Here is a 12350-nt window from a genome sequence, read left to right on the forward strand (position 1 = left end):
GTGTCAGCTTGCGGTTTGCTGAAAACGGCAGCACAAAGGGCCAAATTGAAGGCGACTGATGAACGGCGGTGGACGACATGGCGATTGAGAAGGCTGAAATATTAGGCGCGCTCCAAAAGATCGGGTTGCCGGACGGTGGCGATCTGGTCGGGCGCGACATGATCCGCGCAGTCACGATAGAAGGTGACGCGGTCCGGTTTGTCATCGAAGCGCCGGATGCCGCACAGGCCAGCCGCATGGCGCCAGTGCGTGATGCGGCAGAGGCTGCGGTCAAGGCGTTGTCAGGCGTGGCGCAGGTGTCTGTTATATTGACAGCCCACAGTGGCGGCCCAGCGGCCAAGCCCGCCGCCCCAAAAGGCGAGCCGCCTGCGTTGAAGGTCGGACGTCACCCTACACCGCAAGCAGGCCCTGCGCCCGTCGCCGGTGTTGACCGTATTCTAGCGATCGGATCCGGCAAGGGCGGCGTGGGCAAATCCACCGTGTCATCAAACCTTGCGGTGGCTTTGGCCAAGCAGGGGCGACGTGTGGGTCTGCTGGATGCCGACATCTACGGACCAAGCCAGCCGCGCATGATGGGCGTGAACAAGCGCCCCGGATCGCCGGATGGCAAGACGATTATTCCTTTGCAGGCGCACGGCGTCACGATGATGTCCATCGGTCTGATGGTGGACCCCGACAAGGCAGTCGTCTGGCGCGGCCCGATGTTGATGGGGGCGTTGCAACAGATGCTGGGGCAGGTCGAATGGGGCCAGCTTGATGTGCTGATCGTTGACCTGCCGCCGGGCACGGGCGACGTGCAACTGACGTTGTGCCAAAAGACGCAGCTGACGGGCGCAGTTGTTGTCAGCACGCCGCAAGACGTGGCGCTGCTGGATGCGCGCAAGGCGCTTGATATGTTCAAATCGCTGAACACGCCTGTGTTGGGTATGATCGAGAACATGTCGACGTTCCATTGCCCGAACTGCGGTCACGAGAGCCATATCTTTGGTCAGGGCGGCGTCGCGGCAGAGGCGGCCAAAATAGGTGTTCCGCTCTTGGGGGCTTTGCCGATTGACCTTGATACGCGGTTGGCAGGCGACGGCGGCACGCCGATTGCCGCAGGTGAGGGGCCTATGGCGGACGCCTATGCAACGCTCGCCAAACGGTTCATCGACGGCGGGATGGCCTGACAATAGTCGTCTGATGACATGATCTCTTCATTTTGTGTTGCCGCCTCGGGCGGTGATGCAGATGAAAGAGTTCTCGATTTCTCGTTACCAGTCGGGGGCAGGCGCCGGCGTTTATGGCATGGCCGGCTTGTGTGCAGCTTTTGTGCGCAAATCCTTAATCGCGCGGAAATTGTTCTCGCCCGTTTGCGCGAGGCAGCCTAGATTGAGGCTGCGGCGCAATGTAGTGCTGTCGAAGCAAACGGAACGACCTGTCATATTGACCGTTTTAAGATGCCATTTATGCCCCAAACCCGTGCCTTGAGCAGTTCAACGCCGGGGCTGAGATCAATCTGCGATACGGCTCTTTGGGCCGGTAACCCCGGACAATCGCAATGCCTGTAATCCGCGCGCTGACACCTGCGGATGAGAATGCTGTGTGGCCTCTTTTGCGTGATGTGTTTCGCAAGGGTGACACCTATGCTGTCGATCCGTCGATCACGCGCGATGCAGCGCTGGCCTATTGGAAGGCCGGGGCCGCCTGCCTGGTCGTCGAGGATGCGGGCCAGATTGTCGGCACCTACTATATCAAGACCAATCAGCCCGGCGGTGGTGCGCATATTTGCAATTGCGGATATATAGTCTCGACAGCAGCGCGGGGCCGTGGCCTTGCGCGATTGATGTGCGAAACCAGTCAGGACCAAGCGCGCGGGCTTGGCTATCGCGCCATGCAGTTCAATTTTGTGCTGGAAAGTAACGCTGGCGCCTTGCGGCTGTGGCACCGGCTTGGGTTTCAGACCGTGGGCACCATCCCCGACGCCTTTGATCATCCGGCACTGGGAATGGTCGCGGCGCAGGTTCTCTACAAACCGCTATAGACGTAGTTTTCGGGATTTCATGGAATCGATCTGTAGATTCGGATGGGATTAGATGGAATCTGCGTGGGATTACCGGGAACGGGCCGCAAATGAGGGTGGGATACAGCTGATAATGGCGGACCGCAGAAATTTATTGGGGCATTTTTGCACCACTAAATCGTCTTTAATTCTTACAATATCTAGTGCAAAATATGTCATGTGACACAGGATAAGCGCCGAATTTGAAACAAATGCTACCAGATGTTGTTTTACGAAGACCCCTCAAACACCATCTAGTTCCATGAATTCCCAAAAAGTTGTTGCCAGACCCAGATCCATGCGTCACTAAGGATGCACGGAAGAAACGAGCACACCAACAAACCGGGGCACCAAAGAACCCCACCGGCAAAAAGTCAGGTTTCATACAGGCCTCGTTAATTTCGAACAAAGAGATCCGGCGCGCGAGCGAGCAGACATCCCCCCAGGTGGCGCGCGCAGCTGGACTAGCCCGCAAGGGCAGGAAACGGCGGGTTTGATCAGTGGCAGCAGATCAAAACCCGCCGTTTCTACATTCAAAACAAGATTTTCGGGGGCGACGTTAAAGTAAAGGACCGAGGGACAGTGGTCTTGAGTTTCACAGGCGAACACACCCAAAAGGTGGACGGTAAGGGGCGCATGTCGATCCCTGCCGATTTTCGTCGTGTTCTTGAAACCGGTGATCCGGATTGGGCGCCGGGCCTGTCCCCGCGCATGTACCTGCTTTACGGTGACCACCTTAAGAACGAGCTGCATGGCTATACGGTAGAAGAGTTTTCTGCTGTGATCGCGCAGATCAATGCGATGCCGCGCGGCTCTGCCAACAAGAAAAAACTGTCGCACCTTTATATCGGACAATCCATCAAGCTGGACGTTGATAAGGATGGCCGCACGGTCATGCCGATCCGTCAGCGTGACAAACTGGGTCTGAAAGACGGCGAGTTGTATTTTCGCGGTGTGGGCGACCATTTCGAGATCTGGAAAGCCGAGACATTTACCGCCGAGGTGGGCGAAAGCCTCAAGGGGTGGCTGGACGAGCAGGACGATGATTTCGATCCGCTCAGCCTGTTGGAAGAGTAGGGCGATCCCATGTCAGCTGCCGCAGACGATGACCCGCATATCCCTGTACTGATTAAACCGCTCATCGCGGCGGTTTCGCCAGTTTCCGGCGTGTGGCTGGATGGCACATTCGGTGCGGGTGGCTATACCCGTGAATTGCTCGAGGCCGGTGCCGACAAGGTGATTGGTGTGGATCGTGATCCGCTGGCGTTTGAGCTTGCCGATCCGTGGGTCGCAGAATTTGGCGACCGGATTGAACTGGTCGAAGGCACGTTTTCGCAGTTGGATGAATATGCGTCCGATCTTGATGGCATCGTGCTGGACCTTGGCGTGTCGTCGATGCAGCTTGATCTGGCCGAGCGTGGCTTTTCGTTTATGCGTGACGGGCCACTTGATATGCGGATGTCGCAGGACGGGCTTTCAGCAGCGGACCTTGTCAACACGAAGGACGAGGCGGAAATCGCTGATATCATTTATCTTTACGGCGAGGAACGTGCATCGCGCCGGATTGCAAAGGCGATAGTCGCGGCGCGGCCAGTGACCACAACCTTGCAGCTGGCGAAAATTGTCGAATCCTGCCTACCACGCTCCAAGCCGGGGCAATCGCACCCTGCCACGCGCAGTTTTCAGGCGTTGCGGATCGCCGTGAACAACGAATACGGCGAATTGGCGGAAGGCTTGATGGCCGCTGAAAGGGCGCTGAAGCCCGGCGGTCAGTTGGCTGTTGTGACGTTCCATTCTGTCGAGGACCGGATGGTCAAACGGTTCTTGCAAATGCGCTCTGGCGGCACGGCCAATGCAAACCGTTTCGCCCCTGCAGTTGAACAGATTGAACCTGCATTCAAGGTTCTCAAGAAAAAGGCAATCGGGCCGGATGATGAAGAACTGGCGCGCAATCCGCGGTCGCGGTCTGCCAAGTTAAGGGTTGCTGTACGCACCGATGCACCGGCAGAGGCGATTGATCCGGCGGACCTTGGTATGCCGATGATGAAGGCCAAAAAAGAGACCGTCAAAAAGCGCGGCAAAAGAGGGTAGTATGCGGGGATTTCTGTTTATCTTGGCAGGGTTATGCGTGATGGGGCTGGCATTCTGGTCCTATCAGGAGAACTACAAGACGCGCGACGCCATCAGCGAAGTGCGCAGCCTGCACCGCGAAATTGGCGCCGCGCATGAGCGTCTGAGCATGTTGCAGGCCGAGTGGGCCTATCTGAACCGGCCCGATCGGCTGCGCGATCTGGCGGACCTGAACTATGACCGTTTGGGGTTGCTGCCGCTGATGCCGGATGCATTCGGCAAGGTTGACCAGATCATCTATCCGCTGCCCGAAATTCTGCCGATCACCAACCCCATTGACGTGAACGCCTTTCTTGAAACGCTCGACGAGGAGGATCCGCTATGATCCGCACGCCGCTGCGCCCGCTGGCGCGTATCCTCAAGGCTCGTGAAAAGGGTGAAAACCCTGACGTGATCGAGGCCGAAAACGTTCGTTTGCGCCAAGAGGCGGAACAGGATCGCGCCCGCGACCGCGCCGAGGGGCGTTTGTTGGTGCTGGGCATGGCGTTTTTCTTTGCTTTTGCGGTCATTGGCGGGCGCATGGGCGTGCTGGCTTCGACCGAAGCCGAAGAGCCACGCGCCCAAGCACAGGGCAATCCGATCATTGGACAGCGCTCTGACATTGTTGATCGCAACGGGCGTATTCTGGCGACGAACCTTGATACTTATTCGCTTTATGCTCAGCCGCATCACATGGTTGATCCGGCGATGGCGGCGGAAAAGTTGCTGGAGGTGTTCCCCGAACTGGACGGTGAACGGCTGCTGCGCGATTTCACCGGCGATCGCAAATTCCTGTGGATCAGACGCCAGATCAGCCCCGAACAGATGCAGGCGGTGCATGATATCGGCTCTCCTGGATTGCTGTTCGGGCCGCGTGAAATGCGGCTTTATCCCAACGGTCCGGTTGCGGCGCACATTCTGGGTGGCGCATCTTACGGGCGTGAAGGCGTTTCATCGGCTGAGGTGATTGGTGTCGCGGGGGTCGAGCGGCAGTTTGACGACTATCTGCGCGATCCCGCCAACGAAGGCGCACCGCTAGAACTGTCTTTGGATCTGACCATTCAGGCCGCCGCCGAAGAGGTGCTGGCTGGTGGCATGTCGATTATGAATGCCAAGGGTGCGGCCTCGATCCTGATGGACGTGCACACGGGCGAGATTATCAGCATGGTGTCGCTGCCCGATTTTGACCCCAACAACCGCCCGCAGGTGCTGACCAACGGCGATCAGTCCGACAGCCCGCTGTTCAATCGCGCGTTGCAGGGCGTTTACGAACTGGGGTCCGTATTCAAAATCTTCGCCGTAGGGCAGGCGATGGAGCTTGGTCTGCTGAACGCAAACACCATGATCGACACGCGTGGCCCGTTGCAATGGGGCCGGTTCCGTATCCGTGATTTCCACGACTACGGCGCATCGCTGAGTGCCACAGACATCATTGTAAAGTCGTCCAACATCGGCACCGCGCGGATTGCAATGCAGATCGGCGGGGCCCGCCAACGCGAGTTTCTGGGCGAGTTGGGATTTCTTGAGGCCACGCCTGTTGAAATGATCGAAGCGCCAAGCGGTGCGCCGCTGTTGCCGCGCCAGTGGTCTGAGATTTCAACGATGACAATTTCTTACGGGCACGGCCTGTCCACATCGCCGGTGCATCTGGCGGCGGGGTATGCGTCGCTCTTGAACGGTGGTCTGCGGGTCGAGCCGACTTTGCTGCGTCAGGATGGTCCGCAATATGGTGACCGTGTGGTCAGCGAACAGGTCAGTGCGGCGGCGCGCAGTATGCTGCGACAGGTGGTCGAGCGTGGCACGGCGTCTTTTGGTGAAGTGCCGGGCTACGAAGTGGGCGGCAAGACAGGTACGGCTGACAAACCGCGTCCGCAAGGCGGGTACTACGATGACAAGGTCATCTCGACCTTCGCATCGGTCTTTCCGGCCGATGATCCGCAGTATGTGTTGATCGTTACATTGGATGAACCGGTCGAATCGTCTGGTGACAGACCGCGCCGCACGGCGGGTTGGACAGCAGTGCCCATCGCCGCCGAAATGATCCGCCGCGTCGCACCTTTGCTTGGGCTAAGACCACAGATTGAAACCTTGGAACCAACTGGTGTAACACTGACCTCAAACTAAATGTGGGGTTATCATGTCAGGGCAGGCACAACGCACATCATCGCTCGCGGGGCTGGGACTGACAGCCGCTGGCGGGCGCGAGGCGCAGATCACAGGGCTGAGCGTTGATAGCCGCGATGTGGCTGAAGGGCACTTGTTTGCGGCCTTGCCGGGGGCGACGATCCACGGTGCTGCCTTTATCAAAACCGCTATTATCAAAGGGGCCGTGGCGATCCTGACGGATGCCGAAGGGGCGGCGATGGCGGCCGATGATCTGGGCGATGTCGCCGTGATTGTGGCGCAAGACCCGCGCCAGACATTGGCGCAGACCGCCTCGCTCTGGTTTGGCGCGCATCCCGAAACGGTGATTGCGGTCACAGGCACCAACGGGAAAACATCCGTCTCCACCTTTGCCCGCCAGATCTGGGAGATCATGGGCCTGCCAGCTGTGAACCTTGGCACCACCGGTGTCGAAGGGGCGTGGGCCTATCCGCTGAAACACACAACGCCAGAACCGATCACCCTGCACCGCGTTATGGCCGAGGCAGCGCGCCACGGCATTACCCACGTCGCGATGGAGGCGTCATCGCACGGGCTGGACCAGCGCAGGCTAGATGGTGTGGTGCTGGCCGCTGCGGGCTTTACCAATTTCAGCCAGGATCATCTGGACTATCACGAGACGTTCGAGGCGTATTTTGCCGCCAAGATGGGGCTTTTCACACGCGTGCTGGCCGAAGACGGTGTAGCGGTGATCAATCTGGACGATCCCAAAGGGCCACAGGTTCATGCAATCGCCGTGGCGCGCGGGCAGGAAACAATCGGCGTCGGGCGGCATCCAGATGCGACGCTAAGGCTGAAGGCGCAGCGGTTTGATGCGACAGGCCAGAACCTGTTGTTTGAATGGAACGGGCGGCCCTATCAGGCCTATCTGCCGCTGATTGGCGGATTTCAGGCCGAAAACGTGCTGCTGGCCGCAGGGCTGTGCATCGGCGCTGGCGGCGATCCAGAGGACGTATTCCCTGCGCTTGCATCACTGAAAACGGTACGTGGCCGGATGGAACTGGCCGCGACACGCGAAAACGGGGCGTCGGTGTTTGTTGATTATGCGCACACGCCGGATGCCGTGGCGACCGCGCTGAAGGCGATGCGCCCGCATGTCATGGGCAAGATTATCGCAATCGTCGGCGCAGGTGGTGATCGCGACACGTCCAAAAGGCCGTTGATGGGTGCTGCTGCGGCAGAGCATGCTGATGTTGTGATTGTGACTGATGACAACCCACGGTCCGAAGATCCGGCCAGCATTCGTGCCGCCGTGATGGCTGGCGCGCTGAATGGCACTGGCACGCCCTCGGTGACAGAGGTCGGTGATCGGGCCGAGGCGATTTTGCGCGGAGTTGATGCGCTTGGCCCCGGTGATGCGCTTTTGGTTGCTGGCAAAGGACATGAAAGCGGGCAAACCGTTGGTGATACCGTGCTGCCGTTTGATGATGTGGAGCAGGCCAGCGTGGCTGTGGCCGCGTTGGAGGGCCGGTTGTGAGCGTGCTTTGGACCGCAGCTGACGCCGCCGCCGCAACTGGCGGGCAAACCGCTGGTGGATGGGCTGCCGGTGGCGTGTCGATTGACACACGCACGATCCAGCCCGGCGATTTGTTTGTCGCACTGAAAGATGTGCGCGACGGGCATGACTTTGTGGCGATGGCGCTCGACAAAGGGGCGGCGGCGGCGTTGGTCACGCACCGGCCCGAAGGCGTCGCGGAGGATGCACCGCTTTTGATCGTGCCGGATGTGCTGAAAGCGCTTGAGGATATGGGCCGTTTCGCCCGCGACCGGACCCGCGCGCGCGTGGCAGCGATCACCGGATCGGTGGGCAAGACATCGACCAAGGATATGCTGCGGATCGTGCTGGAAAAACAGGGCAAGACCCATGCCGCCGAAGCATCCTACAACAATCACTGGGGCGTTCCGCTGACACTGGCGCGGATGCCAGCCGATGCCGATTTTGCGATCATTGAAATCGGGATGAGCAATCCGGGTGAAATCGCACCCTTATCGGTGATGGCCCGCCCGCATGTTGCGATGATTACCACCGTGGCCGCCGCCCATCTTGAAGCCTTTGGCCGGATCGAAGGCATCGCATCCGAGAAAGCCGCGATCATGGACGGGCTTGAGACGGGCGGTGCGGCAATCCTGAACGGCGACATCCCGACAGCACCGATCCTTGCCGATTACGCGGCTGAAAAAACGATTGCGCCCACATGGTTCGGGCATGGCGACTGCGACTGGCAAGTCGGCGACGTGCGCCTTGCCCATGACGCAACGGTGATTGCGGCGCGTCATGGCGATGACGATTACCTGTTCAAGCTGTCCGTTGCCGGACGCCATTTTGCGATGAACGCTGTGGGCGTGCTGGCCGTGGCTGATGCGTTGGGCGCTGATCCTGTGGCGGCATCGCTTGATATTGCGGGCTGGGTGCCACCTGCCGGACGCGGGACCCGCGAAACGCTGGTACTTGATGAAGGTATCGAGGATGGCACGATTGATCTGATTGACGATGCCTTTAATGCCAATCCGACTTCCATGACAGCAGCACTTGAGGTGCTGGCCGCAACCAAACCCAAAGACGGTGTAGGCCGGATTTCCAAGGGCCGCCGCATAGCGATCCTTGGCGATATGCTGGAACTGGGCGACACGGAAATGGCTGATCACGCGGGATTGGCCGACGATGTGTCGATGGCGGCGCTGGATGTGATCCACTGTGCCGGACCGCGTATGCATCACCTTTGGTCCGCGCTGCCGGATGAAAAACGCGGCCAATGGGCCGAAACTGCCGCTGAACTGGCCGAGAAGGCCGGACATCTGCTTGACGCGGGTGATGTGGTGCTGGTCAAGGGATCAAAGGGCAGTAAGGTCAGCCTTGTCGTTGACGCGATCCGAAAACTGGGGCATCGCAGAGCCCAACACCACGCGTAAAGGACGCCTCAGAAGATGCTATACTGGTTAACCGAGCTGTCGGATGGTGGCGATTTTTTCAACCTGTTCCGTTATATCACGTTCCGCGCAGGCGGCGCGTTTATGACGGCGCTGCTGTTCGGCTTTGTCTTTGGTCTGCCGCTGATCAATGTGCTGCGCAAGCGTCAGGGCAAAGGCCAGCCGATCCGCGAGGATGGACCGGAAGGGCATTTTGTCAAAGCGGGCACACCGACGATGGGCGGGCTTTTGATCGTTGGGGCGCTGACCTGTTCGACCTTGCTCTGGGCGCGGCTGGATAATCCTTACATCTGGATGGTGCTGTTTGTAACGCTGTCGTTTGGCCTGATCGGGTTTGCCGATGACTATGCCAAGGTGTCCAAGCAAAACACGGCAGGCGTATCCGGCAAAGTGCGGATTTTGCTGGGTCTTTTGATTGCTGGCATCGCGGGCTTTTGGGCGGCGCAATACCACCCAGAGGCGCTTCAGAACCAGCTGGCCCTGCCGATTTTCAAAGACACGCTGATTAACATGGGGTTTCTGTTTGTGCCGTTTGCGATCATCGTGATCGTGGGTGCGGCCAATGCGGTGAACCTGACAGACGGTCTGGACGGGCTTGCTATCATGCCAGTGATGATTGCGGCAGGCACCTTTGGCATCATCGCCTATGCGGTGGGCCGCACTGACTTTACCGAATATCTGGACGTGCACTATGTGCCTGACACGGGCGAGATCCTGATCTTTACCGCCGGTCTGATCGGCGGGGGACTTGGGTTCTTGTGGTATAATGCGCCGCCTGCCGCTGTGTTTATGGGCGACACGGGATCGCTTGCATTGGGCGGTGCGCTGGGTGCCATCGCCGTGGCCACCAAGCACGAGATTGTGCTGGCCATCGTCGGCGGCATCTTTGTGGCCGAGGCGCTGTCGGTTATTATTCAGGTGCTGTACTTCCGGCGCACCGGCAAGCGTGTGTTTCTAATGGCCCCGATCCATCACCATTATGAGAAAAAGGGCTGGGCCGAGCCACAGATCGTGATCCGGTTCTGGATCATCTCGCTGATCCTCGCGATGATCGGTCTTGCGACGCTGAAGGTCCGCTAGGCAGTTGCTTGTGTCGCGCGAAGGCGCGGGCCATCATGGCCCCGTATTTGCACGATGGAGATTTCAATGACCTTTCAAATGACACTGACAGCCACAGTCATGGGACTTTGGGCGACAACCGCTGCCGCGCAAACCACCGTGGTGACATCACCCTGCCAACCCGAGACATCATCCGTGACAGCGGCCGATATGGCGCAATACCTTGCCGGAACGTGGTCGATGTCGGCGGCAGGCACGGGGTTTACGACAGGCACCAACTTCGGCAGCGTGACGCTGGCTGCCGATCCTGAAACCGGCCAACTGACGATGAGCGCCGATGGGATGAGCGTGCCGCTTGTGCCGATGGGCCTTGCGCGCGAACTGGACGAACCGGCCCCTGACGAACCGGATTTTGACATGGCGCTTGAAGGTTTGTCCGGCGGTGGCTTGACCCAATCAGAGATCGAAGTGCTGACCGGATGTGATCGCCCAATGCGGTATTGGTGGTCGATGGGCAGTGGCAACCGCCGCAGTTGGGGTGGGATCATGTTCGTCGAACCTGATATGGCGTCGGGCTTTATGGCCAATAGCGCTGGCGGGTCACGCAGCGTGATCTACCGCAGGTAAGAGGACAGAACGCCGATGATCCCCGTTCAAGGATATGAAAACCAGACTGTCGCTGTTCTGGGGATGGGACGCTCTGGCAGGGCTGCGGCCAAGGCGTTGCAGGCGGGTGGCGCAAAGGTCATCGTCTGGGATGATGGTCCAACGGGGCGCGATGCAGCGGATCAGGACGGGTTTGACCTTGTTGATCTGAATAAGGCTGGCGCATTTGATGGCGTGGCGGCATTGATCGTCAGTCCCGGCATTCCGCATCTTTATCCCGCGCCCAATCCTGTGATCGCGGCGGCTTGGGCGGCAGGGGTGCCGGTGGACAATGATATCAGTCTGTTCTTCCGGTCTTTTGCGACAGATGACTGGAACGGTTTTGACACGATGCCGCGTGTGGTGGCGATCACCGGATCAAACGGGAAATCGACCACAAGCGCGCTGACCCATCACATTCTGGCCGAAAATGGCAGGCCCACCCAACTGGCCGGTAACATTGGGCGCGGGGTGCTCGACATTGATCCCGCCCATGACGGCGAGGTGGTGGTGCTTGAGTTGTCATCCTACCAGACCGATCTGGCCCGCGCGCTGACGCCTGATATTGCAGTGCTGACAAACCTGTCGCCGGATCATCTTGATCGTCACGCGGGGCATGGTGGCTACTTTGCTGCCAAGCGCAGGCTTTTCGCCGAAGGTGGGCCGGATCGCGCTGTGATCGGCATTGATGAACCAGAGGGGCAATATCTGGCCAACCAGCTTGCCGGTTCACTGGCCGACGATCGCGTGATCCGTATTTCGTCGGGTCAAAAGCTGGATCAGGGGGGTTGGAGCGTGTTTGCTCGAAAAGGCTTCCTGTCGGAATACCGTAAGGGGCGGCAAGTGGCCTCTATTGATTTGCGGGGCATTGCGGGGCTGCCCGGTGCGCATAACCACCAGAACGCCTGTGCAGCCTACGCTGTTTGCCGTGCGCTGGGGCTTGGTCCGCGCGGGATTGAGGCTGCATTGCAAAGCTATCCCTGCCTGCCGCACCGGAGCCAGGTGGTCGGACAGCGCAACGGGGTCACCTTCGTCAATGACAGCAAGGCCACCAATGTCGATAGTGCTGCCAAAGCGTTGCAGGCGTTCAAGAGCATTCGCTGGATTTGCGGCGGGCTGCAAAAGGAAGGCGGGCTGGACGGGCTGCTGCCGCATACAGGGAGTGTGCAGAAGGCCTATGTCATCGGGCGCGAAGCGGAAAGCTTTGCCCGTGATCTGCAAGGCGTTGATGCGCAAATCTGCACCACGATGGAGGCCGCTGTCGCTGCAGCCGCCGCCGATGCGCAACACGGCGAAGTCGTTCTTCTGGCGCCTGCTTGCGCCAGCTTTGACCAATACGATGATTTTGAACAACGTGGCGACGCATTCACGGCTGCGGTGCAAAAGGTAGTGTCGGAAGGATAAG

At 59.3% G+C, this 12350-nt stretch carries 11 protein-coding genes; all 11 read left to right on the forward strand.

The features are described from left to right. The first annotated feature begins 77 nt into the window (after positions 1-77). The gene (locus V8J84_RS10830; protein ID WP_339930962.1) at positions 78-1169 is read left to right on the forward strand and encodes an Mrp/NBP35 family ATP-binding protein; all 1092 of its coding nucleotides are present in this window, start codon (positions 78-80) and stop codon (positions 1167-1169) included. Positions 1170-1540: 371 nt separating this feature from the next. After that, a complete protein-coding gene (locus V8J84_RS10835) occupies positions 1541-2023 on the forward strand; it encodes a GNAT family N-acetyltransferase (protein ID WP_339930964.1) in 483 nt (160 codons plus the stop codon). 600 nt (positions 2024-2623) lie between these two features. Further along, positions 2624-3118, forward strand: a complete 495-nt coding sequence (locus tag V8J84_RS10840) for a division/cell wall cluster transcriptional repressor MraZ (RefSeq protein ID WP_339930966.1) — start codon at positions 2624-2626, stop codon at positions 3116-3118. Positions 3119-3127: 9 nt separating this feature from the next. Further along, entirely contained in the window at positions 3128-4132 is a 1005-nt protein-coding gene (rsmH, locus tag V8J84_RS10845) for a 16S rRNA (cytosine(1402)-N(4))-methyltransferase RsmH (protein ID WP_339930968.1), read from the forward strand. A gap of 1 nt (position 4133) precedes the next feature. Further along, positions 4134-4496: a cell division protein FtsL gene (gene ftsL, locus V8J84_RS10850; protein WP_339930970.1), complete on the forward strand. Its 363-nt coding sequence runs from the start codon at positions 4134-4136 to the stop codon at positions 4494-4496. Continuing rightward, a complete protein-coding gene (locus V8J84_RS10855) occupies positions 4493-6274 on the forward strand; it encodes a peptidoglycan D,D-transpeptidase FtsI family protein (protein WP_339930973.1) in 1782 nt (593 codons plus the stop codon). The genes ftsL and V8J84_RS10855 overlap by 4 nt, the downstream gene beginning before the upstream one ends. 13 nt (positions 6275-6287) lie before the next feature. Next, positions 6288-7790: a UDP-N-acetylmuramoyl-L-alanyl-D-glutamate--2,6-diaminopimelate ligase gene (locus V8J84_RS10860; protein WP_339930975.1), complete on the forward strand. Its 1503-nt coding sequence runs from the start codon at positions 6288-6290 to the stop codon at positions 7788-7790. After that, the gene (locus tag V8J84_RS10865; RefSeq protein ID WP_339930977.1) at positions 7787-9223 is read left to right on the forward strand and encodes a UDP-N-acetylmuramoyl-tripeptide--D-alanyl-D-alanine ligase; all 1437 of its coding nucleotides are present in this window, start codon (positions 7787-7789) and stop codon (positions 9221-9223) included. Before V8J84_RS10860 ends, V8J84_RS10865 begins: the two co-directional genes overlap by 4 nt. A gap of 15 nt (positions 9224-9238) precedes the next feature. After that, positions 9239-10321: a phospho-N-acetylmuramoyl-pentapeptide-transferase gene (gene mraY / locus V8J84_RS10870; RefSeq protein WP_339930979.1), complete on the forward strand. Its 1083-nt coding sequence runs from the start codon at positions 9239-9241 to the stop codon at positions 10319-10321. A 66-nt stretch (positions 10322-10387) separates the two neighbouring features. Then, positions 10388-10927, forward strand: coding sequence for a hypothetical protein (locus V8J84_RS10875; RefSeq protein WP_339930981.1), 540 nt, complete (start codon positions 10388-10390; stop codon positions 10925-10927). Positions 10928-10942: 15 nt separating this feature from the next. Beyond that, complete coding sequence (gene murD, locus V8J84_RS10880) at positions 10943-12349, forward strand: UDP-N-acetylmuramoyl-L-alanine--D-glutamate ligase (RefSeq protein ID WP_339930983.1); 1407 nt, start codon at positions 10943-10945, stop codon at positions 12347-12349. The last annotated feature ends 1 nt before the right edge of the window (position 12350 follow it).

The sequence above is a fragment of the Yoonia sp. 208BN28-4 genome (genome assembly GCF_037543925.1).
GTDB lineage: Bacteria > Pseudomonadota > Alphaproteobacteria > Rhodobacterales > Rhodobacteraceae > Yoonia.

Coding starts and splice junctions, on each gene's coding strand:
- V8J84_RS10830 (WP_339930962.1), top strand. CDS start 78: ATGGCGATTGAGAAGGCTGAAATATTAGGCGCGCTCCAAAAGATCGGG.
- V8J84_RS10835 (WP_339930964.1), top strand. CDS start 1,541: ATGCCTGTAATCCGCGCGCTGACACCTGCGGATGAGAATGCTGTGTGG.
- rsmH (WP_339930968.1), top strand. CDS start 3,128: ATGTCAGCTGCCGCAGACGATGACCCGCATATCCCTGTACTGATTAAA.
- ftsL (WP_339930970.1), top strand. CDS start 4,134: ATGCGGGGATTTCTGTTTATCTTGGCAGGGTTATGCGTGATGGGGCTG.
- V8J84_RS10855 (WP_339930973.1), top strand. CDS start 4,493: ATGATCCGCACGCCGCTGCGCCCGCTGGCGCGTATCCTCAAGGCTCGT.
- V8J84_RS10860 (WP_339930975.1), top strand. CDS start 6,288: ATGTCAGGGCAGGCACAACGCACATCATCGCTCGCGGGGCTGGGACTG.
- mraY (WP_339930979.1), top strand. CDS start 9,239: ATGCTATACTGGTTAACCGAGCTGTCGGATGGTGGCGATTTTTTCAAC.
- V8J84_RS10875 (WP_339930981.1), top strand. CDS start 10,388: ATGACCTTTCAAATGACACTGACAGCCACAGTCATGGGACTTTGGGCG.
- murD (WP_339930983.1), top strand. CDS start 10,943: ATGATCCCCGTTCAAGGATATGAAAACCAGACTGTCGCTGTTCTGGGG.